Consider the following 26181-nt stretch of genomic DNA (forward strand, 5'->3'; position numbering starts at 1 on the left):
GATGACGTCTTCTTCCAGTCGTGGAGTCTGCGATCAGCTGTTCAGTCGGGACTGCCAGGCAGCCGTCGCCGGCTGGGCGGTCACCGGTGTGCCGAGGAGGTCGTCGGGCTGGGGATCGACCGATCCGGCACCCTCGTCGGTCGCGGTCGGGTCGGTGCCGTCGACATCCACGCCTGCGTCGGCATCCGGGCCGGCGTCCGGGCCGGCGTCGACGCCTCCGTCGGCATCCGCGCCCGGGGTCTCGCCGGCTCCGCCGTCGGTCGCTTCCGCCGGGACATCGGCCGGGTTCTCCGCCTGGTCCTCGGGCACGACGCCCGTGTCGCCGGCGCCGTCCGTGGCATCCGTTCCGTCGATGCCTCCGTCGATGTCGCCGTCGACGTTCGCCTCGCCGCCGACCTCCGCGACACCGCCGCGGTCTCCGTGGTCGAGACCGGCAGCCTCGTGGTGCAGATCGGCTGCCTTGTCGCGCAGCTCGGCCGCCTTGTCGCGCAGCTCCGCGGCATCCTCCCTGGCGTCAGCCATCTCCTCGGCGGCGGCGTCGCGGCTCTCCTTCAGCTGCTCGATCCGCTCCCGGATCTCCGCGGCCTCCGCGCGCTGGGCCGAGGCGTCCGCGCGCAGCGCAGCCGACTCGGTGCGGGTCTGCAGCGCACCGGCGTCGTCGCCCGCGGCTTCCTGCTGCGTCGCCTTCAGGTCGAGCTCGGTCGCGCGGCGCTCGGTGTCGGTCGCGCTGCGATCGAGTGCGGACGCCTGCTCCTCGAGCTCGTCGATCTGCTTGTCGAGCGCTTCGACCTGCTCCTGCGCCTTGTCGGCGTGCTGGTCGGCCTGGTCGGCCTGCCTGTCGAGCGCGTCGGCCCGCGCATCGAGCCGGTCGGCCTTCGCATCGGCCTCGGCCCTGGCTTCGTCGTCGCCGGTCTCGCCGTCGAGCGAACCGTCCACGCGCGGGTCGTCGACCGACGGCGTGCCCCCGCCGCCTGCTCCGCCGCCGACGGATCCACCGCCGCCGGACGACCCGCCGCCGCTGCCCCCGCCGCTCCCGCCACCGCTGCCGCCGCCGTCGGGCGCGGTGTAGTCGGTGTCCACGTCCTGGTTCTGGTTCTGCGCCGACTCGACGTCGGTCGTGTCGTACGCGTCGGCGGTCAGGCGGAGCGAATCCGCGAAGCCCGTGAGGGCGTCGGGGGCGGTGCCGAGGAGCGCCACCATGGTCGCCTGGAACGTGTTGTACGCGCTCGAGGCCTGTCCTCCGATGAAGGAGAACGCAGCCGCGTCGATCGTCAGTCCCTGGGCCGCCGAGGTGATGTCTCCGTACGACCCCGCAGCCGCGTCGAAGGCGGAGGCATCCTTGCGGAGGTACTCGGTCTCGACGTTCACCTCTCCCTCGGGCCCGAAGGTCGAGGGTGAGGGCTGCGGCGACGGGTCGGGCAGGATCGACTCCCCCGGCACGTCGTTCAGCGGCGCGGGGGCCGCCGGACGGATGCCGCCCGAGCTGCTCACGCCTCCTCCGCCGCCACCGGCCAGGTGGAATCCCGCGCTCACCATCTCGTCGAGCGGCGTCGCGGCATCGAGCACGTTGCCGGCGGCGCCGAGAAGGTCGCCGTCCATGACGTTCTGACCGAAGTCGACGATCTCGTCGATCGGGTTCACCGCGTCGACGACATCGCCGAACGCATCTCTCAGTCCCATTGCGTCTCTCCCTGGCTCAGCGGATCGCGCCCATGCGGCGCATCAGCTCGTGGGGGTTGTGAGCGATCTTCCGCAGCTGCTCGATCGCGGGGAAACCCTCGTACTTGTTCTCTCGCTCGCGAGCCGACATCGCCATGACGTTGTTCAGCGCCCGCACGATCTCCTTCTCGATCACACCGTCGTTGGTGTTCTTGACCCACCGCTCATCCAGCTTCACCGCGGTGATCGTGTCGCCCTCGCGGGTGACCGTGATGGTCCTCGCGGAGTTCACGCCGTCGCGCGGCTCACGAGCGCGCTGCGCACGGTGGGCGAGGAAGTCCGCCTGCTCCGCGTCGGCTGCCGCGTACATCTCGCGCAGCTGCTCACGCCCCTCGAGGCCCCAGGCGGAACTGGGGTCGGCAAGCTCGACCGGCTCGGGTGCGGCCACCGGCGACGCTCCCTCGTGGTCGGTGGTCTCGGAGTACGCCTTGAGCCACTGGGCGGCGCGCTGCTCGATGGCGGACTGGTAGCACGCGCTGACGGCGAGCCCGAGCGATTCCTCGCCGATCGTGTCGCGCCAGTCCTCGTCGAGGACGAGCGCCTGCACGGCGCCGTTCGCGGCCAGAGTGAGCTCGACCGCGCCCTCCTCATCCTTCACGGTGATGGGCGCCAGCTGCTCCGACGCCGTGGCGAGCGCCCGCAGTTCGCGCTGCAGTTCGCCTGCCGTCTGCTGCAGCTCTGCCATCAGACGGTTGGCGTCCGCCATATCCAAGCTGACCATGGGCTCCCTCTTCCGTAGACCGTTGACGCAATCCTACGAAGCGCCGCGCGAAGGCCATAGGGGGAGAAGTGCCCATCCGGGCGCTCAGGCCCGAAGGCGTCGCGTCCGCCCGCGCGCGAGCAGCAGCACGATCACGGAGATCGTCGCCGCCGCACCGAACCCCCATCCGACGATCTCCCTCGCGGGGTCGAGCGGATCGGCGCCCGCGTCGACCGAGACCGTCCTGGGCTCCTCGGGCGTGGGCTCGGGGGCGGCGAACGCCGGAGAGGGAGGGCCGGGAAGCGTCCCGTCGTCGACCAGGGCGAGCGCTTCGGCGGGGCGCACCTCGCCCCATCCCACCGTGTCTGACGCCTCGGCGGGAGCGACGCGCATCGCCGCCTGCGTGAGACGGAACGCCCACTGGTCGGGGGTCTCGTCGGGATAGCGTGCGGCCACGAGCGCGGCAGCGCCCGAGACGACGGCGGTCGCGTAGCTCGACGAGGCGGAGTCGCCGTTGAAGACGCAGTCTCCGCCGGAGATGTACGCCGAGGGCATCGACTGGCCGGGCGCCGCGATGTCGACGTGCGGACCGGCGTACGACGAATCGGCGCTCCACGTGCCGTCCCTGAGCACCGCCGCGACGGCGAGCGCACCCGGCAGCTCGCCCGGGTAGAAGTTCGCGGGGTCGGGGCGGTCGGAGTCCGCCGTGTTGCGGTTGCCCGCACTCGCGACCACCAGCGAGCCCCGCGCATGCGCGTAGTTCACGGCATCCGCGTACAGATCGGCCGACTGGTCGTCCGACAGCGAGACGTTGATGATCTGCGCGCCGTTGTCGGCGGCCCACTTGATGCCGGCCACGACCGACTGCGCGGTGGGACCGACCACGTCTCTCGACGACTGCCCGTCCTCGGGCGCCGACTCGAAGGCGCGGACCGGCATGATCTTCGCGGCGGGGGCGATGCCGACCACGCCCGACCCGTCGACCATGCGCGCGGCGATGATGCCGGCCACGGCGGTGCCGTGTCCGAAGAGGTCGTCGTCGGCTGGCGCCGAGCCGTCTCCGAACGTGCTGGCACCCGGCACCAGGGCATCCGCGAAGTGCACGTTGTCGGCATCGATGCCGGAGTCGACGACCGCGACCGTCACGCCCTGTCCGCGGCTGAACTCCCAGGCGTCTTCGAGGCCGAGCCGCTCGACGAGATAGCTCGCCGACGACACGAAGGCCCTGTCACCCGGTGTGCACTGCTGACCGGCGTCGACGACGGGGCTCGACGCGGGATCGGTCGAGGCCGAAGGAGCGCCCGCCGCGGCACCCGCCGTGCCCAGCAGGACGGCGATCCCCAGCGCCGCGGCAGTGCGCGCGATGCGCATCCGCATCAGTCGTCCCCCTGCCCCGATGCGGTGGTGCGGGCGATGGACCGACTGAGGGTGGGACCCTGCTCGAGCAGCTGCGTCCAGGTGGCCGGCACGGTCACCGACTGCTCGGGGGTGTAGCCGAGCAGCGCGAGGTCGTCCGCCGACTCGACCGGGAAGTAGACCCCCGCCTCGGAGACGAACCCGTACGTCGCGCCCTGACCCGTCGACCGCGAGGTGATCGCCGCCCCCGCACCCGGAGTCACGCGCGTGCCCGGTTCGAGGTCCTGCGGCGCCGTTGCGACCGACACCTCGGGTCCGTCGGCGGTGGGGGTCATCTGCAGGCACGCGGTCGCCGCGTCGGTGGACGCGGTCGGCACGTTCTCGGGCCAGTCGGCGGGAATGGCCTCGGAGTTCACATCGACCAGGTCCGTCGCCTCGGCGACGGTCATCACGACGGGGTCCACGCCGACGTACGCCGTGAAGAGCTGGCGCGCGAAGGGCGTGGCCGGCACGAGCCTCCCCTCGCCGTCCACGACGTACTCCGCCACGACGTTGCCGTCGGACTGCGTCTGCACGACCTGGCCGATGCGGAGCCCGGCGGTGCCGGCATCCTCTCCCAGCTCGCCGCCGAGGTCGACCGCGAGGGGCGAACCCGGCGAGACGAGGTTCAGCCACAGGCCGGAGACGGTCGGCACCGACTCGACGTCGTCGATCCCGAGGAACACGCTGGCCACGACCGCGACGGTGTCGTCGGTCACCGCGTACCTCCGATCGCCCTGGACGAACCAGTAGCGCTCGCGGTCGTCGCGCACGAGGGCCCCCTGGTCGTCGGCCCCGACCTCGTCGCCGAGCAGTCGTGTCGAGATCTCGAGGGGGGCGTCGGCGACCACGCAGCTCAGCCAGGGGTCGTCGTACTGACGGTCGGGTGACGGAAGGTAGTCGGGCGCTCCGTCGATGCCGACCGGAGAGGGATCACGGCTGATGCCGTCGAGCTTGTTCGCGGGCACCGAGGTGATCTTCACCGAGCCGACCAGCAGGCGGGCGCTCGCGAGGTTCTTGACCGGGTAGAGCGTGCCGTCGAGGGCCACGTAGCGCGACCCCTCCCCCTGCACGACGATGATCGCGCCGTCGCGCCAGTCCTTCGGCAGGCTCCCGGTGAACGTGCCGATCAGCAACGACACGATGACGGTCAGCACGCCCAGCGCGACACTCACCACCACACCGCGCAGCGGCTTCCCCGGCGGGAGCTCGCGGCCGCCGGGGGCGCCGCTGACGAAGGCGCGCTGAAGACGGCGTCTGTTGAAGGCCTGCGCCTGCAGGAGTTCGGACTTGGATGCCATGGATCAGAACCAGCCGCCCGCGATGATGGCCAGCGGCAGCAGCAGCGCGATCGTCGCCCACTCGGCGAAGTCGGCGAAGCGAGTGAGTCCCAGGCGTGTGCGCGGGTTCAGCAGCACCACGACGATGATGCAGACGGCGGCGACGGCGAGGCCGATCACCAGCCCGCCGATCCAGTCGGGGTGGGTGAGGATGGCGGTGACGACGCTCAGGGCGACTCCGGAGAGGACGCCGGCGGCCACCGCCACGATGTCGTAGCGGGAGTAGACCTGCCGCGTTCCGAGGAACATGCCGAGGAAGGTCACGGCGCACAGCAGCAGACCCCAGAACCCGGATGCCACGACCGGCACCGTCGCGACGAGCACGATCAGGCACAGCGAGATCCGCAGCGACACCTGGTACCGGTGGGCCCGGCTGTACAGCTTCGCGACCTCCTCCGGGGAGATGTGCGAGGGGGCGTCGTAGACCTCGGACTCCTCGCGAGCGGAGACCACGCGAAGCGGCACGGATGCGAGAGCGACCCAGGGGGCGCCGAGTCCGGCGATGCCGGCGACCGCCATGGCGGCCGCGAGGGTTCCCGCGACGGGTGCGTCGACCCAGGCGACGATCGCGCCGATCGCCAGGAGGGCTCCGCCGACCGCGATCGGGATGAGACCGTACTCGCGCAGCGACTTCAGGGCGAGGAGGGAGACCACGCCGAACGCCAGCGCCGCGGCGCCGCCTATGACGAGGGGGACTCCCCACCCCGGACCGCCGGGGAGGAGCGTGTAGCCGGCGACACCCGCGTACACGGACGACACCAGCGCGAGAGCCATGGTCGCCTGCGACGGCGCGCCCGTTCGCGCCATCACCAGGGCGCAGATGAGGAGCACCACCGCGGCCGCGCCGGTGCCGGCTGCGGTGACGATCGTCCCGCCGCCGACCCAGGCCCACACCGCCGGGACGAGCGCGAGGAGCAGGAGGACGGCCGCCACGACCGTCGCCGTCGTGACGGAGCTCTGCGTCGACCACTTCGGCGCGTTCGTCTCGACCGCGTCGGCGACGGCCTCGACCAGGTCGTCGTAGCGCTTGGCGAGCGCCGCGGAGGCTCCCTGCTCCAGCACGAGGAAGTCGCCGTCCTGCACCCCCTGGGCGGCGAGGGTGCGGTCGCCGTCGAGCGGTGAGCCGTCGGCGTGGACGAGACGGAAGCCGGAGGACGCGGAGTGGCTGTCGAGCATCCGCAGCCGACGCGTGAGCGACGGGAGGACCTCGGCGACCGGCACGCCGCCCGGCACGCCGACATCGATCCGCTCCGACTCCCACTGCACCGAGAGGCGTATCAGTTGCGATGATGCGACGGCTGTCGTCTGAGGCGACATGGAACCCCCTGCTTTCAATGAATACGCGCGTTCACACTATCGCGCGGACTGTCCGATCTCGGCGCCGCGCAGCCGTGCTCTACGCGTCGTCGTCGTCTTCCGCGTCCCCCTGCGGGGCATCGAGCAGAGCCAGGTCGTCCTTCGTCACCAGGCGGCTCGAGACGGCGTACTCGACCAGGCGGGCCTTGCGGTTGACGGCGTTGCGCCCCTGCCCTCCGCGCATGCCCTGCACGCCGATGCGGTCGAATTTCTCGCACACGTTGTCGAGCTTGCGGTTGAAGCGCGTGCTGGTCCATCCGAGCCGCGCGGCGGCCTCCGACGAACTGGGGATCTCGCTGATCCCGGCTCCCTCACGCCGCAGCGCGGGTTCGGCGAGCGCGAGGATGAGCAGCTTCTGCCGCGAGGTCAGCGGCACGTGCCCGATCGTCGACTGCCCGCCGTCCGCGCCGCCGTTCGAGTCGATGCGGAGGGCGGCGCCCTGGGAGTGGATCGTGAACTCGTACGTCGTCGGACCGGCGGTGAACACCACCGTGGTCCGCTCGAAGACGAGTGGCAGCCGCGCACCCGGTGCGAGCCAGGCGTTGACCCCGCCCGTGGAGTCGGTCACCGTCGCCGTCAGCCGTGCCCCGATGTTCGACAGCCACCAGAGGCCGTCGATGAGCGAGATCTCGAGGAAGTGCCGGTGCAGGAAGAGGTTGTCGTCGTCCAGCTCCAGATCCCCCTGGCGCCCGACGTAGAACGGCTCGTCCGGTCTCGGCGTGAAGTACTCCCCCGCGAATTCGACTGTGATGTCCATCGATCCCTCTTCCCCCCTGATCGGATCGCTCATTCCACGCACCCTCGCACCGGTTCCGAGGCACGGCCGTCGTCGCGACGCAGCATCACGTCGATGCAGACGGCCCCGGGCTCGGCGGCGAACTGCGCGCTCGTCTGATCGGTCTGCTGCGGATCCACTTCCCCCGACACCTTGACGACGTTCCAGATGTAGGAGTCGCCCTCGAGAGGATCCGCGTTGGTCCACGTGAACGAGACCTGATCGCCCGTCCTGACGCCCTCGAGGTCGCCGACCTTCGGGACGACGTCCGACAGGACGTCCTGCGGGCTCGGCGTGTCCGTCGCCTCGGGGGTCGTCTCGACACCGGCGACCAGGAGGTTCAGGAGCACGATGCCCCCGACGACCACGACGGCGGCCACGGCGGAGAGCGCGATCCAGAGACCTCGCCGGCTCCGCGGGCGTTCCGCCTGCTCGGCGGGGACCGGCACGCCCGGGGCGAACGTCGGCGCGGGCTGCGGGACGGATGCCGCGGCATCCGGCGCCACGACCTTCGGACCGCGAGCGATCGTGCGGTCGTCGTCGGCTCCCGGATCCGGAGCGGAGGCGGGCGCGGACGGAACGCGGATCTGGGTCTGCTCGACCGACGCGGGCGGAGGCGAGTCGAAGCGCGGCACATCGGGCACCGGCACGGCTGGTCCCTTGCGCTGGGTCGTCGCCGAGGGGCGCGTGAAAGCCGCGACCTCCGGATCGATGCTGACGATCTCGCGGACCCTGGTCAGGCCGTCGCCGTCGTCGTCGAGCTCCTCCGCCGGCGGGTGGTCGTCGACGATGTCGATCGGCGTGACCGAGTGCGACAGCTCGATCTGCACCTTCTGCAGCGCCCGCGCGAAGGCGACCGCGCTCGGGAAGCGGTCGTCGGGGTTCTTCGCCATGGCCCGCTCGAGCACCCGCTGCAGGCTCTCCGGCGAATCCGGGCGACCGAGGGGCGGAAGCGCGGCCCGCTCGATGCGCTCGATGAGATCCGCACTGGAGTTGCGCTGACCGGCGCGCTCGAACGGCGAACGCCCGGCCAACAGCGTGTACAGCGTCGCGCCGAGAGCCCATACGTCGGTGCGCGGGCCGCTGCGCGGCGGCTCCGCGAAGGACTCCGGAGGCGACCACGGGACGGACATCCCGGATGCCTCGCTCGTGGCGCCCGTGGTCGATGCGATGCCGAAGTCGGTCAGGGCCGGGCGGTTGTACTCGGTGACGAGGATGTTCGCCGGCTTGATGTCGCGGTGCAGGACCCCCGCGCGGTGGGCCGTCTCGACGGCTCCCGCGACCTGGACGCCGACGCGCAGCGCCTCCGCGACCGAGAACTGCTCCTTGCGCGTGCGCACCTGCAGGTTCGGCCGCGGGCAGTACTCCATGACGAGGTACGGACGCCCGTCGCCCGCGACCCCCGCCTGGTAGATCGTGACGATCGCGGGATGGGTCGAGAGCATGGCCATGACGTTCGCCTCATCGGCGAACTCCTGCGCGGCGTTGCTCGACAGCCGATCGGCGAGAAGGACCTTCACCGCGACGCGACGCCGCGGCATCTGCTGCTCGTACAGGAACACGTCGGCGAAGCCGCCGGTCCCGAGGGGCTCGACGTAGGTGAACCCCGGCAGCTGCGGAGGCGGTGAAGGTCGACGACTCACGGAAGATCCTCGAACGCGACGGTCACTCCGTCTCCCAGATCGACGACATCTCCGGACAGGACGAGCGTCTGCTCCCCGGGGTGCAGACGAACAGGGTCGGAGCCGGGGCGCAGCAGCGTCGAGCCGTTGGTCGTGTGCAGGTCGATGACCACCACGGTGTCGGCGTCGGGGCGGACCTCGAGGTGGCTGCGCGAGATGTCCTGCTGCGGGCTCTCGACGGCGACGAGGTGCGGGAGGTTCTCGCCGCTCGCGCGCTGCGAGCGCGGGCGGCGGCCGATGATCACGGTGCGGTCGAGCTCGACGACCTGTCCGGTGGAGACGCGGATGCGTCCTGATCCGGATGCCGCCACCGGGATGACCTGGGTGGGCGTGTCGTCGCCGGAGGGCGCCTGCTGGCGGAGCGCGCGCATCTCGGCGGCCGAGATCGTCGCACCGTCGTGATCGCCCTCGACGATGGGAGGGATCGGCGGCTGAGGAGTCGCAGCCACCGGTACGGGCGCCGTGTGCACCGTGGGCGCGAACAGCTGCTCGAAGTCGTCGATCTCGCTCGGCGCGATCGTGTCGTCGGCGGTGTCCGACGGCGCGACCGTGTCGTCGATCTCGCTCGACGGCGTCCCGAGGACCTCGCTGGGGACCAGGGTGTTGCCGTCGACCGCGTCGTCGACCGGCTCCGGCTCGGGTTCGGGCTCCGGCTCCGGCTCCGACTCGGCGGTGGGCTCCGGCTCGACGGTGGGCTCCGGCTCCGGCTCGGGCTCGGGCTCGACGGTGGGCTCCGGCTCGACGGTGGGCTCCGGCTCGGGCTCCGGCTCGACGGTGGGCTCCGGCTCGACGGCAGGCTCCGGCTCGACGGTGGGCTCGGGCGCGGACTCCGGCTCCCGCTCCGGCTCGGCGGATGCCGCATCCGCGACCTGTGCGACGGCGGCAGCGGTGCCCGCGCCGAAGAACGCCAGCGGCGGAGCGGGGACGGCACCCAGCACGGCCGCCGATGCTCCCTCGGGCGCTGACTCGATCAGGGGCACCGGACCCAGCACGGCCGTGATCGGCTCGGCGTCGGAGGCCTCGAGCTCGGCGCTGACGGCCGCCGCGCGGACGACGCCGCTCTGCACGGGGAGTCCCGACGCGACAGCTGTCTCCTCCACGGTGATCTCGATGCGGGTGGCGCCGCCGACGAAGCGCTCGCTCCAGGTGGTCACCTCCGCCCCGGTGAACTCCTGGGCCTCGTCGGGACCGCTGCTGACGCGCGCCACCACGCCGCCTCGCAGCGCGATGCGCACGTCCTTGCCCTCCGCGACCGCTGCGGCGAACGGCGGCAGCGTCGAGAACGAGCCGCCCTCGCCCGAGGTGAGAACGTCCACCACGCAGGAGAGGGTCTTCTCTGCGGGCAGCCGATCCCACAGCCGCGCGACGACCTGGCTCGACACGTCTGGCGGGAGTGCGACGAGCGCTCCGGGAACGACGATCAGATACCACTGACCCGGTCGGTAGATCGTCTGCATCAGCGAACCCCTCCTGCTGACTCGCGTGGGCGAGTGTCCATGTCGATGTCGGTCTCGAGCAGCGTGCCGGGGCGCGAGGCCACCGAGACCGCGTCTGCGATGACGACCGTGATGTTGTCGCGCCCGCCGGCCTGGAGCGCCTCGGCGACCAGGGCCTCCGCGGCCTCCTGCGGATCGGCCGTCGTCGACAGGATCTCGCGGATACGCCGGTCGGGCAGCTCCGAGGTGAGTCCGTCGGAGCACACGATGATGCGGTCGCCGAGCTCTGCGGGGAACAGCCAGTAATCGGCATCCCCCGTGCTGCTGGCGCCGATCGCCCGGGTGATGATGTTGCGCCGTCGATCGGTCGACGCGTCCTCGGGGGTGAGTTCTCCCGCGTCGATGAGTTCCTGCACGACGGAGTGGTCGACCGTGATCTGCTCGAGCTCGGCATCCGCGAAGCGATAGGTGCGCGAGTCGCCGATGTTCACCGCGAGCCAGTACCCCATGCCGTCGACCGACGCGATCACGACACCGCTCAGCGTCGTGCCCGCGCGGCCGTTGCCCGAGGTGGACAGGTGCTCGACGCCCTCGCGGGCCCGCTCCAGCGCGAAGCGGACGTCATCGAGCGCGAGCGAGGTCCGGCCGATGAACAGCGCGAACTCCTCGATGACCGTGGCGCTGGCGCGCTCGCCTGCCTCGTGCCCGCCCATGCCGTCTGCGACGACGAAGACCGGAGAGCTCGCGAGGTACGAGTCCTCGTTCAGTGCGCGACGCAGTCCGGCATGGGTCGCGGAGCCCGTGTGGACGACCAGCCCGGGCCTCATGCGTAGCCGCCGACGGTCACGATGCGGTCGCCGATCTCGATCGCGTCGCCGAGGCGCACGGGAACGCGCTGTCCTGCGGGGCACGCGAAGCGCTGTCCGTCGCGCACGATCGTCATGCCGTTCGTGGAGTGCCGGTCGAGCACCCAGCCGCCGGACGCTTCGGATGCCGCCTCGAAGTGCGTCTTCGACAGCGAGAGCGTCTCATCGCGCACCGGAACCAGCACCGCGCCGTCCTCGGGGGCGGGATTGCGGCCGAAGATCGTGCGGCGGGAGACGGGGACCCTGGTGCCGTCGTCCCACGTGAAGATGAGGCGGTGGCCGGGGACGCTGATGCGGGTCTGCTCGAGCTCGGCCTCCTCGTCGTACTCCGCATCGAACGCGGGCGTCGTGGTCGGGGCGAGCGCGGGCGCGGGCGTCACGGGAACGGGCTCGGGAGTCGCGGGCTGAGCCGTCGGCACTTCCGGTGCGGGCGGCATCGCGGGAACGGGAGGCGTCACGGGAACGGGAGGCGTCGCGGGGACGGTAGGCGTCGCGGCGACGGGAGGCGTCGCGGCGACGGGAGGTATGGCGGAAGCAGGGGGTGTGGCGGGAGCGGGAGGCGTGCTCGGCCGCTGCACGATCGTCTCGTCGAGTCCCGGGTCGAGGTCCGACTCAGGCTCCTGCGCGGCCGCCGGCGGCTCCACCCTGGACGGAGGACCGGGCTGTGTGACACCGGGCACGAACGCGATCAGTGATCCCTCGTCCGCCGACGGGTTCTCTACCGGCGCGGGGCTCTCCGACGGTGCGGGGCTCTCGAACGGTGCCGGCGGCCGCGGAGGCGTGGCAGGCGGGTCGTACGCGGCTGCGGGCGCCGGGGTAGCCGTCGCCGGAGCGGCGGGCGGTGTGTCCGCCGGCACCGTGAAGGCGCTCGCTGCGGGAGCCGCCACAGGAGCGGGCTCGGGTGCGGGCGGTGCGGGGACGGTCGGAGGAGTGAAGCCGCCCGAGGCGGGCGCGGCGGGGAGCCCCGGGATCGCCGGCGGAACCGGTGCACCGCCGGCGGAACCATACGCCGCACCGGCGGAACCGTAGGCTGCACCGGCGGCGACCGTGACGTCGGGGCCGCTCGGTGCCGAGACGGGGGCCGGCGACTGTCGGGCGTCGAGCACGAGAGCGTTCGCGACCTTATCGTGCCAGCCCTGGAAGCGTCCGGATCCGTCGAACAGCGGAGTGAAGTATCCGACGACGATGCCGGCGGCGAGACCGAAGATGACGTTGCGCAGCAGCGCCCGACCGAACCCGAGCGGAGAGCCGTCGACCGCGGACACGAGACGCAGTCCCTGCGCTCGCATCCCGATCGAGCCCTTGCCCGCCTGCATCAGCGTGTAGACGACGAACCAGCCGAGCAACAGGAGCGAGACGATCGGGCCGCCGATCAGAAGGGTCGTGAGCCCCGCCTCGACCCCGCCCGACAGGCTGATCGCAGCGATCAGGGCGCCGTAGAGCACCACGGCGATCCCGGCGGCGATGGCCGCGTCGATGAGGTAGCCGATCGCGCGGCGGTTGATCGGCGCGATCTGCGCGAACGCGGGCTGCGTCATGGGGTCTCGCTCTCGGGTGCGGACGGTGTCGTGGTGCTGCTCTCGATAGTGCCAGGTTCGCGTCGGACCCGCGCGGTGGCGGCATCGCGGAGACCCTGCAGACCGTTCGAGATCGCGGAGCCGCCCAGCAGCGAACGAAGGCTCAGGCGCGCCTTGGTCCGCTTCCAGAAGCCGGCTTCGGCGCCGAGTCCTCCGACGATCGTGTCGACCTCGCTCCAGAAGGCGTCGACGTCTTCGGGTGTCGGATCGGTCGGTCCGAACACCTCGGCATCCGCCCGCTGCGCGAGATCGGTGACGCGCGGCACGGCGAGGGTCGCGACGACAGCCGCGGCCTCCTCCGAGCGGGTCCCTCCCGGTGCGAGGCGCGCGCCGTAGTCGACGGCGCGGTCGGTGAGCTCGTCCCAGCCGCCGCTGATGCGGTCGGAGGTCCGGGCGGCGGCGCGCCGCGAGCGGCGCTTCGCCGCCTTCCACGCGCCGATCACGATGAACGGAGAGGCGAGCAGCGCGAGGATCGACAGCGAGATGCCGCCGATCACGAGGATCGTGCCGATGATGCCGAGGATGTTGAGCGTCTCGTCGTCGCCCTTGCGGTCGTCGGGCAGGGTCGGGGGCAGGTCGACCGGCTCCTGCGGCGGGGGCGGCGGCTGCAGCACCTGCGGCTTCGGGTCGACCTTGGGCTTGGTGTTCTGGTCGTTGGGGACTTTGTCCTCGGGCGGCGTCGGGTTGAACGTGAGCCACCCGAGCCCCTCGAAGTTCACCTCGACCCACGCGTGCACGTTGTCGCCGGTCGCCTCGAACACGGCGTCCCCGGCCTGCTCCTCGTCGGGGTAGAAGCCCATGACGACGCGGGCGGGGATGCCGACCTCGCGAGCCAGCAGCGCCATCGCGACCGAGTACTGCTCGTCGTCGCCGATCATCTGGTCGCCGCCGATGAGCGTCGTGATGCGCTCGGCGGTGTGGCCGGCCCGCGACAGCACCTCGCCCTCGAGGCCGTGACTGAAGAAGCCGCCGTCGGCGAGGAACGTCTCGAGCGCCCGCACCTGCTCGATGGGCGACTCGGCACCCGACACCGTCTCCGCGGCGAGCGAGGTCAGCTCCTCCGGCACGTTGCTCTGCTTCGGCAGCGGCACGGTGCCGAAGCCGACGTCGGCGAGCTGCGTGTCGTCGAACTCGTTCGGGATCACGGTGTCGACCGTGTAGCTGTCGCCCTCCGCGAGCTTCGACGTCGCCACAGCCGTGCCCGTCGCCGTGTTGTAGTAGGTCGATCGGCGCAGCTCGTCGGCACGCCCGCCCGAGAAGTCGATCTGCGACACCTGTCCGGCGTCGGGCACCCACACCCCGCGGTACTCGTCGATCTCGACCTGCAGCGTCACGGGGATGCCCTCGGCATCCGGCGACATGTTCGCGCGGATCGGTGTGAACGCGCTCGACGAGTCGGCACCGCCGTCGGTGACGTTGTAGACCATGCCGTCGTACTGGTCCATGACCGCGATGCGCATGCGGGCGCCCTTCGGCAGACCGTTCACGGTGAAGAGCGTGTCGCCGGCCTCGTCGCGCACGTTCTTGCGGAACGCCTGCAGCGGGCTCGGGTAGTCGCGGATGTTGAAGGGCGGGATGATCACGTCACGGAACACGTGCCGCGGCTGCACCGGGGCGGCGATCGCACTCGTCGCGATGCCCGCGCCTCCGGCGACCGCGAGCACGGCCACACCCGCGAGCAGCCGACGCAGCCGCATGTGCGCGGCCCGCGAGGGATCGACCTCGCTCACCGAGACGGCGGCGTTGTGCGGCGCCCACAGCTGGCGGAGCGCGAGCCACGCGGTGGCGAGCACCGCGAACACGAGGCCCTGCAGCACGGGGAAGGCGGGCTCGGGCGTGCCGAGCGCGATCACCAGCATGAGCATGACGCCCGCGGGCAGCAGTGCCCAGGCGACCTGCGGCAGACGCAGCGCGAGCGACGCCGTCAGCACCGTGATGACGAGGGTCAGCAGGAACGGCACGAGGAAGTGCCCGTCGGCGCCCGACACGGGGGCCACCGTGGTGAGGAGCTGCTTCCAGGCCGTGACGGTGCCGACCGCGAGCTTCTCCAGGGTCTCCAGCGACGGGATGACGCCGAGGATCGCCGTGTGCGGCAGTGCGAGCGCGCCGCCGAACACGAAGTAGACGGCGACCGTGAGGCCGGCGACGATCAGGATGCCCCAGCGCCGCCACGTCGCGACGGCGGCGATGGCGAGTCCGAGGAACAGGGCGCCGATCGCGGCCGGGAGGTACGACGGTCCGGCGAACGTGGGCCAGAAACCCACGATCGACACCGCGATGAGCAGCGCGGAGGCGCTGAGATCGAGGATCCAGCGACGCACCGGCATCCCGGCGAAGTCCTTCGCGAGAGCGGTCGACACGGCGGTCATGCGAGCACCTTCTGCAGTGCGAGGGGCACCTGTTCGAGAGCGCCGATCGTGACGACGTCGGCCTCGCCGATGCGACGGAGGGCGGGGGCGGTCACGCTGCGATCGGCGACCACCGCGAGCACCTTCGCGCCGAAGGGCAGGCGGGCGCACGCGACGCGCAGGTCATCGGTGTCGACCCGCGAACCGCACACGAGCACCACGACGCTCGCGAGGGGCATGGTGCGCGACAGAACGCCGGCGAGCTGGTCGATGCCGCCGTCACGGGGCTTGGAGTACTCGACGCCCGAGAGCGAGTCGAGCAGCTGCTTGCCCGTGCCGGCGGCGAGCTCGCGCCCCTGCACGCGCACGTCGACGCGCTGCGAGTCGCGGATGGCGCGGAGCCCGATGGAGCCGGCCGCCGAGATCGCCAGCTCGAAGTCGTCGTCGGTGGCGTAGTCGCCGGCCGAGCGCGAGAGGCCGATCACGAAGTGCGAGCGGCGGGTCTCCTCGTACTGGCGGACCATCATCGTGCCGGTGCGCGCGGTCGAGCGCCAGTGCACGTGGCGCAGGTCGTCGCCCGGCTGATACTCGAGCAGGGCGTGGAACGAGACGTCGTCGCGCGAGAGGTCGGCGGCCGGCAGGCCCTCGAGGTCGCGGAGGTAGCCGAGCGACTGGCCGTCGAACAGCACCGTGCGGGGGTGTACGTACAGGTCGACGGGCTCGTCGCGACGGTGCGCGCGCTCGAACAGCCCGAGCGGATCGCCGCGCACGACGCTGACGGGGCCGACCTTCACGACCGCGCGCTTCTGCGTGGGGATCGCGAACAGCTCCTCCGCCTCCTCGCCGGGAGCGAGACGCTGGATGCCGAACTCGCCGCGCCCCGAGCCGACGGGCAGCACGACGCGGGAGGGCAGGATCGCCCTGGCGCCGCGGTTCGCGAGGGTGAGCGCGCCGACCGCGCGTTCACCGACGACCACGCGGGTGCGCGCGAGATCGAGCGAGACGTCGTAGGCGGTGCGGCCGATGAGGAACAGCGCGCACAGCCCGACGGTGAGGGCGATCACGACGGCGGCGACGGTGAATTCCGCCCACCCCGCGATCTGACCGAGGATCCAGAAGCCGACGGCGAGCGCCATCAGCACCCACGCCAGCGGCCGGATCGCGCTCGTCACGAGGCGGAGGCGGCTCAGGATGCGCGCGCCGATGACCGCCGCGACGTCGCGCCAGCCGGCGTCGCGGTCGATCGGCGCGGTCGCAGCCGGGAGGGCCTCCGTCGTCATCAGGCCGCCGCTCGAGCCTGCGGTGCCGCGACGGCATCCAGGACGCGCGCGATGACCGTGTCGCTGGAGGTTCCGGCGAACTCCGCCTCGGCATCCAGCAGCAGGCGGTGCTGCCACACGGGGCGGGCGAGCGCCTTGATGTCGTCGGGGAGCACGAAGTGCCGACCCTGCGATGCGGCCCACACCTTCGCGATGCGGATCATGGCGATCGCGCCTCGCACCGAGACGCCGAGTCGGATCGCGGAGTCCTCACGGGTCGCCTCGGCGATCTCGGCCACGTACCGCAGCACGGCGGGCTCGACGTGCACCGAGGCGCCGAGGTCGGCCATGTCGGCGACGGCGCTCGTCGTGATGATCGCCGAGAGGCCGGCGGACGGGTTGCGGTCGGAGGCACCGGCGAGGATGCTCTCGGTCACCGCGATGTCGGGGTACCCGATCGACGTCTTGATCAGGAACCGGTCGAGCTGCGCCTCGGGGAGCTTGTAGGTTCCCGCCTGCTCGATGGGGTTCTGCGTCGCGATCACGAGGAACGGACGGCCGGTCTCGTGCGTGACGCCGTCGACCGTGACCCGCGACTCCTCCATGACCTCGAGAAGGGCGGACTGCGTCTTCGGCGAGGCGCGGTTGATCTCGTCGGCGAGCACGATCGACGCGAAGATCGGGCCCTTGTGAAACTCGAACCGGTGCTGCTGCTGGTCGTAGATCGTGACGCCGGTGACGTCGGACGGCAGCAGGTCGGGCGTGAACTGGATGCGGGTGCTCGTGCCCTGCACGGTCGCGGCGAGTGCCTTCGCGAGGCTGGTCTTGCCCGTGCCCGGTGCGTCTTCGAGGAGCACGTGGCCCTCGGCGAGCATGGACGCGAGCACGAGGCTGACGATCTCGCGCTTGCCCTGCACGGCGCGGTCGACGTTGTCGACGAGGCGCTGGAAGGTGCCCTGGAACCAGGCGGCCTGTTCGGGGGTCATGGTCATGAGAGTGTCGGTTCCTCGTTCTGTGAAGGGGCGTGCGGCGCGACGCGGTGGCGGGTCGTGCTAGTACCAGTTGATGGCATCGGCGTACCGGTTGAGCTCGACGATGTAGACGCGCATGGAGCGGCCGGGGTTTCCGTAGAAGCATCCGAGCTGCACCGTGCCGTTCTCGGGCACGTACCGCGCCGAGTTCCCGAACTGGCCGCCGTCATCGCACCGCAGCGTGTAGTTGCCTGGGCTCCGGAAGTTCTGCACCGTGAGGGTGACGTACGCGCACGAGGAGTGCGTGCACTCACCCGGCCAGTTGCCGGATGCTCCCTTGCCGGTCTTGAGGACTTCGGCCGGGCGGTTGTTCGTCCGTGCGGAGTCGGATGCCTCCGGAGACCAGCCGCCCTCGGCGGCATGGGCCCGCACCTTGATGCTGTGCGTCTCCTCGTAGCCGTTGCCGACGGTCTGCGACCCGTTGATCGCGACGTTCTGCCAGCCGCCGCCGTCGATGCTGATCTGCACCTGGTCGATCGACCGTCCGTTGTCGGAGTTCCTCGCGTCCCACGACAGCCGCACCGACTGGCCGAGGTTCTCGGCCTTCGCCACGGGCGCCTTGGGCTGCCCGAACGGGATCACCCTCGCGACGTTCGATGCCGCACCGGCATACGAGGTGCCGTCGACGGTCGAGACCGCGCGGATCTGCAGGTTATAGGTCTGGCCGTTCGTCAGGCCGCCGATCGAGTTGCCGTTCAGTGCCTGCCAGCTGCCGCCGCCGTTGAACGTGTACTGGTAGGTGAGCTCGCTCGACTTGGCACCGTTGCGGGCACCCTCGTTGTACGAGATGTTGATGATCGATCGGTCGGCCGCCTGGCCGCTCAGGCTCGTCGGCGCGCCCGGCGCGTTGACGCCGCGGCGAGGCGCCGACAGGTCGGACCACTCGCCCCAGCCCGCCTTGTTCTGCGCGCGGATGCGGTAGGTGTACGGCGTCTCCGACGTCGGCACCTTGACGGCCTGCGAGGTCGCCCCCGCGCCGGGGGTGAGCGTGTTGACGACCGTGCCGCCGTTGCGCACCTCGAGCTGGTAGCTGGCGATGGCATCGCCGTTCGAGTTCGGCGCGCCCCAGTTGACCTGCATCTGCGCCTCGGTGCCGACCGACGCGAGCTGCGTCGTCGTGGGCGCGGCGGGCTTCAGCGGCGGTCCCGCCGGAACCTCGGACGCCGACCAGTTGCTCCAGCTCGACGGATCCGGCGCCTTGTTGTGCGCCTGCACGCGCACCTGGTAGTTGCCGCCGTTCTCGAGGCCTTCCCAGGTGAGCGAGTTGCCCGTGACCTGCTTCTGCGCGACGCCCGAAGGCGGGGCGGGCGAGATCTCGAGCGTGTAGCTCTCGACCGGCGAACCCGGGGTAGACGGGGTCGTCCAACTGACGGCGAGCGACTTGTCGCCGAACTTCAGTGTGGGCGGGTTCGGGGTGTCGGGGCGCGCGTCGGGGCGGGCGACGGCCGACGTGCCCGAGGGCTTGCCCTCGCCGACGCGGTTCGTCGCGGTGACCTGGAACGTGTACTCGACGTTGTTGGTGAGGCCGTCGAGCGTGCAGGTGGTCGAGCGGCACTCCTTCGTGTAGGCGCCGCCGCTCACCGCCTTCACGGTGTACTTGGTGATCTCCGCGCCGTTGTTCGACGGGGCGCCGTACGAGACGACGACCGTGCGGTCCTGCACGCTCGTGACGATCGGAGCGCCCGGCGCCTCCGGCACGCCCTGCACGGTGACGATGACCTGTCCGTTGACCTCGCGGTCGGCGTCTTCCGTCGCATCCTGGATCCGGTACCGCACGACGAGCGTGCCCACGAAGGTCGCCGCCGGCGTGACCGTCAGCTGGTCGCCCTTCTGCGAGACGCTGCCCATACCGGCTTCGACCACGGCCGAGACGACCTTGAGCGGCGTCTCCGGGAAGGGGTTGAAGTCGTTCGCGAGCACGTCGACCGTGACCGGCTTGCCCTGGTCGGCCTCCGACACCGTGTCGGTGTTGGCCGCGGGCATGGCTCGGGTGGATGCCGCGACGAGCACCGTCACGGTGCCTTCGACGGGTTCCGTCTGCCCATCCGTGACCCGGACCTTGAGGGTGAGGGCGGTGCCCTTCTTCGCGCTCGACGACGCCTGCACGAGCAGCTGCGTGCCGTCGACCTTCGCTGACACGCCCTTGCCGTCGCCGCCGACGAAGGTGTACTTGTGCTTGCCCTGATCCTCGGGGTCCGGATCGGTGGTGAGCGCGGCGAGGTCGAGGGCCGTCGCGTCCTCGCCGGGGGCGACCTGCATCTGGCTGTTCACGAACACCGGCTGCTGATTGTCGGGCGGGAGGACGTCGATCGGGATCGTCAGCGTCGCCTTGCGACCCTCGGGGTCGTCGGGTCCGTCACCGTCGGTGACCTCGAAGGTGATGGCGTCCGGACCGAAGTAGCCCGCGGCCGAGGTGTAGACGAGGGCCGTCTCGTCCTTGACGAGATCCGAGCCGTCGGCGTGCACCGCGCTGACCTTGGCGTGCTCGGTGATGCGGGCGGTCCCGCCGCCGGCGACCGTCACGTACTCGGAGAGCGGGAGCGCCTTCGTCTCGCCGCTGATGACCTCGACGGGCTTCGTGAGGTCGACGGTCGGGCGCAAGCCGGACTCCGCGGAGACGAAGATGAACGCGGAGGCCTCGAGACCGTCGCGGTCGGTGAGCGTGTAGCGGATGAGCTGCTGCTCCTCCTGCACCGTCACTTGCACCAGACCGTTATCGAGCTGGGTGGCGCCCGCACCGAGGGTGACGTCGAGAGCGTCGGTCGTGCCGTCGGGGTCCTCGTCGTTCTTGAGGATGTCGATCTCGGCGGTGAGCGTGTCGTCCTTGAGGTCTTCGGGACGCACGCGGTCGTCGCGGGCGATCGGGGCCTGCAGAGGCACGTCCTCGTCGACGGTGATCTGCAGCACGGCCGACGCTGTCGCGCCGCGCGAGTCGCGGATCGTGTACTGCAGCGACGTCTCGAGAGAGCGGTTCGGCGCCTGCACGAGAACGCGGTCACCGGAGACCCGCGCCGAGAGGCCGTCGATCTTGGGGACCTCGAGCCCGCCGTTCTTCTCGCTGACAAGGGTGATCTTGTCGCCCTCGGGGTCGGAGTCGTTGGCGAGCACCGGTACGGCGATCTCGCGGCCGGGGCGCACGACGACGGCATCCTTCACCGCGTACGGTGCCTGGTTGACGTCTTCGGCGGGGGCGATGCCGACACGGATGGTGGCGACGCCTTCCTTGCCCAGGCGGTCGCGCACGCGGTACTTGAAGGTGTCGACGCCCGCGGAGCCGTCGAAGGCCTCGTAGGTGAAGTAGTTCGCGCCCGTCTCGACGATGCGTCCCTTGGCGGGGCTCGAGGTGATGTCGAGGAGTTCGACGGAGTCTCCGTCGGCGTCGATGCCGTCGAGCGGCACCGCGATGCTGACCTCGGTGCCGGCGAGCGCGCGGGCCACGATGTCCTGCGGACGCGGGGCGGCGTTGGTCTCCTCGTCGATCGGGAGGATCTGGATGGTGACGAGCGCGGCGGCCTTCTGCTGTCGCGAGTCGACGGCCTCGTACGTGAGGTAGACGGTCTTCGCCTCGGGGCCCGCCTTGAAGCGCACGGTGTCCTGAGAGACGAATGCCTCGCCGTCCTCCGGGTCGGGCGACTCGATCAGCTCGGGCGACACGTGCATGACGTCGTCGTTCGGGTGGGTGTCGTTGTCGAGCACGGGGATCGAGACCACGTCGCCGGCCCGCACGTACGCGGTGTCGGGGTTCGCGACCGGTTGCAGGATCTCGTCGGGCGCGGGGATCGGGATCACGACGACCTCGCCCTCCGCGGACTTCGAGCCGTTGGAGATGCGGTACTTGACGCGCACCTGGTCGGTTAGCGCGCCCTGGTCGGTGATGCGCAGCGTCTCGTGGTTGATGACCGACACCGAGATGCCGGAGCTCGGCTCGACGGAGACGGACTGCACGACGAGGATGCCCCCGGCCGGGTCCATGTCGTTCGCGAGGACGCCGACGAGCACGTCGCCGCCGCTCGGCAGGAGCGCGACGTCGCGCACCGCGATCGGCGGCAGGTCATTGTCGCTCTCGTCCTGCACGTCGACGCGGACGAGCCCTTGCGCGTTCTTCGGACCGGCGGTCGCGAGGTACTGCACGTAGTAGGTGCCGGGTGCGGCGGCCGAGAACGTGAAGGTCTTGTTGGGGTAGTCGGGCAGGATCGTCGCGCCGGGCGACTCGTCGACGCGGCCGAGGCGTAGCGGCTCGCGGCCGGAGCTCGTGTCGTTCGCGAGGGGGGCGACGGTGACCTGCTCGCCGACGCGGGTGACGACGTGGTCGGCGTTCGTCTTCGGGTCGGTGGAGCCCTCCGGGCGCACGTCGAGCGAGATCGTGCCGACGTAGGTCTCGCCGAATCCGTCGGCGACCGTGACCTGCACTTCCTTCCGGCCCTGCAGGCTCGCGGTGGCCTTGTATGTGATCTGGCCGTCGGTGGTGAAGTCGACCTCGTCGCCGGGCGCGGGCTCGACGCCCTTGAGGTAGATGTCGTCGCCGTCGGGGTCGATGAAGTCGGGGAGGATGTTGTACGACACCGTTCCGCCGGATTCGACGACGAGCGACGTCTTGCGCTTCGGGGTCGGGGCGGCGTTCTGGTCCCAGGGGTGCACCGTGAGCGTGACGTTCGCGGTGTCCTTGCCGTTGCGGCCGTCGTTCGCCTCGTAGACGAAGGTCGTCGACCCGGTCGCCTCTTCGTCGACGGCGATCTGCAGCGATCCCCCGTTCTGGACGGGCTGCACGGTGCCGAGCGAGGGCTGGGCCTCGGCGAGGGTCGCGACGAGCACGTCGCCGTCGGGGTCGTTGTCGTTGTCGAGCACCGGGAGCAGCGTGGTCGCGCCGGGACGGACGCCGAACTCGTCGTCTTCCGCGACGGGAGGGGTGTTCTCCTCCTTGCGGTCGGGGAGGGTCGTCTCGACCGTCTCCTCGGTGGTGTTGTCCTCATCCTGCGTCTCCCCCTCGGGCGGGGTGAGGTCGTTCCAGTTGTCGACGCGCTGCAGGGATTCGTTGGCCATCCACGCGGCGCCGCCCACGGCGTCGTTGAGGATGATGACATCGCGGTTCACACGGAAGGTGAGGCTCTTCGACTGCTCGGCGCCCTCGATGCGCTCGTTGACGTCGTTGCCGTCGCCGGGGCATTCGCGGAGGAAGCGCGCGGAGCCGGCCCAGGCGGCGTACGTGCAGCCGCGCAGCGAGATGGGCGCCGCGGGGGTGCCGCTGCCGCCCACGTCGGTGACGACGGGCTCGCTGCCGTCGAGGGGGACGCTGACGAGTGCGGACTTCGTCGCGAGCGCCACGGCCGTGGTCTCGGCGGAGGCCGGCTGCAGCACGGCATCCGCGGCGTCGGCGACCTCGGTGCGGAAGCCTCCGGGGGTGGTGACGACGCCTGCGGCCGTGTCGAGCACGACGGGGGTGCGTCCGACGGCGGTGATGCGCGGCGCTCCGGTGTCGTCGATCTCGCCGACCGATGCCGTGGACGGGTCGAGCGGCTCGCCCTCGTTGTCGACGGGGATGGTGACGACCTCGCCGCGGTCGGCGGAGAGTCCGAAGACGGTGCCGTCTTCGGCGACGGCGACGTCGGCGTTGGCTCCGAGCTTGGCGGCGGGTTCGGCGCCGTCCATTTTGAACGTCGGGATGCCCTTGACGGGGACGACGAACAGGTTTCCGGACTTCTTGTCGAGGATCGCGGTGGTCTGGTGGCCGAGCGCGACCTTTGCGGAGGACGGGATGCGGGCGGAGTCACCGAGGGAGACGCGGGCGGGGTCGACGGCTGTGACGGTGGCGGCGCTCTCGTCGACGACGAGGATCGTCGTCTCGTCCTGCAGGATGTCGAAGTTCTCGCCGGTGGTGCGGAGTCCGCCGTCGAGGACGGTGGACTCGTGGTTGAAGTGGCCGACGAGGAGGCTCGACGCCTTGGTGATCCAGACGCCGCCGTCATTGAGGTCGACCTTCGTGGTCGGGAAGCCCTGATAGTTGATCGCCATCGTGGTGAGGGCGATCACACCCACCGTCACACCGGCGGCGGACGCCAGTGTCTTCGGTCGTGCCCGCATCCACGACAACGCCTTCATACCCGGTTCCCCCCAGGGTCTCGTCGTTCAAGACTCTCCCGATCGCGCACACGGCGGCGCACGATACACCCGATTATCCTAACCGGCCGGAATACCGCGCACGATGGGGAGAACTGCCCGAATTCCTGGGCAGGGTGGTTTCACTGCGGTGGTGCGGCTCTCCAGCATCCTTCGATGTGGTCGTCGACCATGCCTGCGGACTGCATGAGGGCGTACATCGTGGTGGCGCCGACGAAGCGGAATCCGCGGCGTCGGAGCTCCTTGCTGAGGGCGGTGGATTCGGGAGTGACGGCGGGGACGTCGGCGAAGCTCGCCGGGCGGATGCCGGTGGCGGGCGGTGCGAACGACCACATGAGTTCGTCGAGTTCGCCGTCGGCCATGGTGCGGACGATGCGGGCGTTGCCGATGGTCGCCTCGATCTTGGCCCGGTTGCGGATGATGCCCGCGTCGCCCATGAGGCGCTCGACGTCGGCCTCGGCGAATGCTGCGACCGCGTCGGGGTCGAATCCGGCGAACACCTCGCGGAAGCGCGGGCGCTTGCGGAGGATCGTGATCCACGACAGCCCCGCCTGGAAGCCTTCGAGCGCCATCTTCTCGAACAGCGCGCGGTTGCCGTGCAGCGGGGTGCCCCACTCCTCGTCGTGGTAGCGGCGGTACTCGGCGTCGTCGCCGACCCAGGCGCAGCGCGCGCGTTCGTCGGGACCGATGAGGAGGGAAGGCATGGGTCGACCGTATCGCCCGCCACGGACGTCGAGATCGTGCAGCCTCAGCGCAGTGCCCGCGCATCATGCCGACCTGGCCAGTGGTGGGGCGCTGTGGGTGGGTGTGTGCCAGTGGTGGGTGGGGTCCCACCAGGCGGGTCCGCGGACTTGGGGGATACCGTGGTTCATGCGGATCTCCCACCCGGACGTGGCCAGGGAGCGGTGGTGCCACCAGCACAACGGGACCCCGTTGTCGGTGGAGGTCGGCCCGCCGCGGGCGTGTTCGGTGACGTGGTGGATCTCGCACCACGCCGCCGGGACATGACAGCCGGGGATGAGGCACTCGGAGTCGCGGGCGATGATCGCCCGCCGTTGATGCACGGTGAACACCCGGTCGGTGACCGTGATCCCCACGATCCTCCCCTGATCGATCAGCACCCGCTGGATCACCCCGGAGCAGGCCGTGTGCACGGCCGCGGCGGTGGGGATGGTCGCGTCCGACCCGGGAAGCCGCGCCCGCCCGGTGTGGCGGGCGAGGTCTGTCGCATCGACCGTCACGACCAGGGTCGGTGCCGCACCGCCCAGGGAGGGCATGTCCTGGTGTCGGGCCGCGATCCCCACCGCTGCCGCGAACGCATCATGACGTTTCTGGGTAGGCGTGCGGGGATCGATCACCGCCCGCGGATCCGCATTCCACCCCTCCACCGGGACGGGAACGCGATCGGGTCCGGCAGGCTCGTCCCTGGCGAGATCGACCGCGGCGGGATCGACCGCAGCGGGATCGACGGCGGCGGGATCGACGGCGATGTCACGCCCGACACCGGAAGAGGTGTTGCCATCCTCAGCCGGGGAGGGTGCGAAGCGCACGCCGGTCGGGTGGGGTGGGCCGTCGACCTTCGGGTTGAGCATCGCATCCAGCACCGCCTGCAGTTGTGCGGCCGCGTCCGGGACGAGGTGCCCGGTGATCCGATGCAGTCCCTGGTGCAGGCGTCCGATCGTCAGGCCGCGGCGCTGCAACGCCTGCTGGTCATCGGGTTCTGGCCCATCCGGGTCCAACACCAGCGCGATCTGCTGCGCCACACGCCCCAGATCCTCCGGCATCACCCCCGGACCACCGGACCCATCCGCCCCCTGCGAACCGTCAGCGCCCGCCTCGGGATCATCGCCCTCGTCCTCGCCCTCGAGGTCGGCATCGTCACCCTGATCGTGCAGACCGCGGGCGACATCAGCGAGGAACGCATCCGCCGCCAACCGCTCCTCCGCCCCGATCCGGTCACGGATCCGCTCCACCGGGCCCGTCGCCGCCAACACCCCCGCCACCCCGATCACCCCGTCCCGCAGCGCGTCCCGCACCGCAGGCCACCGAGCCGGCAACCACTCCCCCGACACCAGACTCAACTCCCGCCGCACCAGCCCCGCCGCCTTCACCACCCGCCCCGCACCGGGCCCATCCACCAGCAGCGTGCGCTGCACCAACTCCTGCGCCGAGCGGCATCCCGCCCCGTGGGCAAGATCGACCGGGTTCGTCGACCCCAGAGTCTCCACCACCACCGCGTCCACCCGCCGCAACACCGCACCCGCCGCCTGCAACACCCGCACCCGATCCGCGTCCGACAACCCCGCCAGGGTGTTATCGGACAGCACCGCATCCAGGTCGGACACGACCTGAGCGAGTGTCTCGGCGGGATGGGTCATACGGACAGTCAACCCGCGACCACCGACATTCACGCGGGGGAAACCACGCAAAACGGGCCAGGTCAGAAGGGTATTCCAGAACTCTGGAACGCTACCGGACAGGATCGAGGACAGGCACAGAACCTGACCGAAACCCCACCGCGTTTCGTCTCGCTCCGCTCGCTCAACGACCAGACGGGCCGCGTTTCGACTCGCTCCGCCCGCT

The 26181-nt window shown here is 71.0% G+C and carries 16 protein-coding genes; all 16 read right to left on the bottom strand.

What is annotated here, in order from left to right; genetic code table 11:
* Positions 1-33: 33 nt before the first annotated feature.
* Positions 34-1680 (bottom strand): type VII secretion target, encoded by a 1647-nt coding sequence (locus MRBLWO14_RS06580; protein WP_341935655.1) that lies wholly within the window; start codon positions 1678-1680, stop codon positions 34-36.
* Between the two features lie 16 nt (positions 1681-1696).
* The gene (locus MRBLWO14_RS06585; protein ID WP_341935656.1) at positions 1697-2440 is read right to left on the bottom strand and encodes a hypothetical protein; all 744 of its coding nucleotides are present in this window, start codon (positions 2438-2440) and stop codon (positions 1697-1699) included.
* A gap of 84 nt (positions 2441-2524) precedes the next feature.
* A complete protein-coding gene (locus tag MRBLWO14_RS06590; protein ID WP_341935657.1) occupies positions 2525-3796 on the bottom strand; it encodes a S8 family serine peptidase in 1272 nt (423 codons plus the stop codon).
* Positions 3796-5115 carry a type VII secretion protein EccB gene (eccB, locus tag MRBLWO14_RS06595; RefSeq protein ID WP_341935658.1) on the bottom strand — a complete coding sequence of 440 codons (1320 nt, stop codon included), beginning with the start codon at positions 5113-5115 and terminating at the stop codon, positions 3796-3798. Before eccB ends, MRBLWO14_RS06590 begins: the two co-directional genes overlap by 1 nt.
* Positions 5116-5118: 3 nt before the next feature.
* A complete protein-coding gene (eccD, locus tag MRBLWO14_RS06600; protein WP_341935659.1) occupies positions 5119-6471 on the bottom strand; it encodes a type VII secretion integral membrane protein EccD in 1353 nt (450 codons plus the stop codon).
* Between the two features lie 79 nt (positions 6472-6550).
* Positions 6551-7267 carry a hypothetical protein gene (locus MRBLWO14_RS06605; RefSeq protein ID WP_341935660.1) on the bottom strand — a complete coding sequence of 239 codons (717 nt, stop codon included), beginning with the start codon at positions 7265-7267 and terminating at the stop codon, positions 6551-6553.
* 29 nt (positions 7268-7296) lie between these two features.
* Positions 7297-8928: a protein kinase gene (locus tag MRBLWO14_RS06610; RefSeq protein ID WP_341935661.1), complete on the bottom strand. Its 1632-nt coding sequence runs from the start codon at positions 8926-8928 to the stop codon at positions 7297-7299.
* The gene (locus MRBLWO14_RS06615; RefSeq protein ID WP_341935662.1) at positions 8925-10424 is read right to left on the bottom strand and encodes an FHA domain-containing protein; all 1500 of its coding nucleotides are present in this window, start codon (positions 10422-10424) and stop codon (positions 8925-8927) included. The genes MRBLWO14_RS06610 and MRBLWO14_RS06615 overlap by 4 nt, the downstream gene beginning before the upstream one ends.
* Positions 10424-11230 carry a protein phosphatase 2C domain-containing protein gene (locus MRBLWO14_RS06620; RefSeq protein WP_341935663.1) on the bottom strand — a complete coding sequence of 269 codons (807 nt, stop codon included), beginning with the start codon at positions 11228-11230 and terminating at the stop codon, positions 10424-10426. The genes MRBLWO14_RS06615 and MRBLWO14_RS06620 overlap by 1 nt, the downstream gene beginning before the upstream one ends.
* Positions 11227-12807, bottom strand: coding sequence for an RDD family protein (locus MRBLWO14_RS06625; protein WP_341935664.1), 1581 nt, complete (start codon positions 12805-12807; stop codon positions 11227-11229). Before MRBLWO14_RS06625 ends, MRBLWO14_RS06620 begins: the two co-directional genes overlap by 4 nt.
* Positions 12804-15215, bottom strand: coding sequence for a transglutaminaseTgpA domain-containing protein (locus tag MRBLWO14_RS06630; RefSeq protein ID WP_341935665.1), 2412 nt, complete (start codon positions 15213-15215; stop codon positions 12804-12806). The genes MRBLWO14_RS06625 and MRBLWO14_RS06630 overlap by 4 nt, the downstream gene beginning before the upstream one ends.
* The gene (locus MRBLWO14_RS06635; protein ID WP_341935666.1) at positions 15212-16474 is read right to left on the bottom strand and encodes a DUF58 domain-containing protein; all 1263 of its coding nucleotides are present in this window, start codon (positions 16472-16474) and stop codon (positions 15212-15214) included. The genes MRBLWO14_RS06630 and MRBLWO14_RS06635 overlap by 4 nt, the downstream gene beginning before the upstream one ends.
* On the bottom strand, positions 16474-17445 hold the full coding sequence (locus MRBLWO14_RS06640; protein ID WP_341935667.1) for a MoxR family ATPase: 972 nt from the start codon (positions 17443-17445) through the stop codon (positions 16474-16476). Before MRBLWO14_RS06640 ends, MRBLWO14_RS06635 begins: the two co-directional genes overlap by 1 nt.
* A gap of 60 nt (positions 17446-17505) precedes the next feature.
* Positions 17506-23562, bottom strand: a complete 6057-nt coding sequence (locus MRBLWO14_RS06645; protein ID WP_341935668.1) for an Ig-like domain-containing protein — start codon at positions 23560-23562, stop codon at positions 17506-17508.
* A 158-nt stretch (positions 23563-23720) separates the two neighbouring features.
* The gene (locus tag MRBLWO14_RS06650) at positions 23721-24302 is read right to left on the bottom strand and encodes a DNA-3-methyladenine glycosylase I (RefSeq protein ID WP_341935669.1); all 582 of its coding nucleotides are present in this window, start codon (positions 24300-24302) and stop codon (positions 23721-23723) included.
* A 63-nt stretch (positions 24303-24365) separates the two neighbouring features.
* Entirely contained in the window at positions 24366-25976 is a 1611-nt protein-coding gene (locus tag MRBLWO14_RS06655; protein ID WP_341935670.1) for a DUF222 domain-containing protein, read from the bottom strand.
* Positions 25977-26181 lie beyond the last annotated feature (205 nt).

This window comes from Microbacterium sp. LWO14-1.2, from assembly GCF_038397715.1.
Classification (GTDB): Bacteria; Actinomycetota; Actinomycetes; order Actinomycetales; family Microbacteriaceae; genus Microbacterium.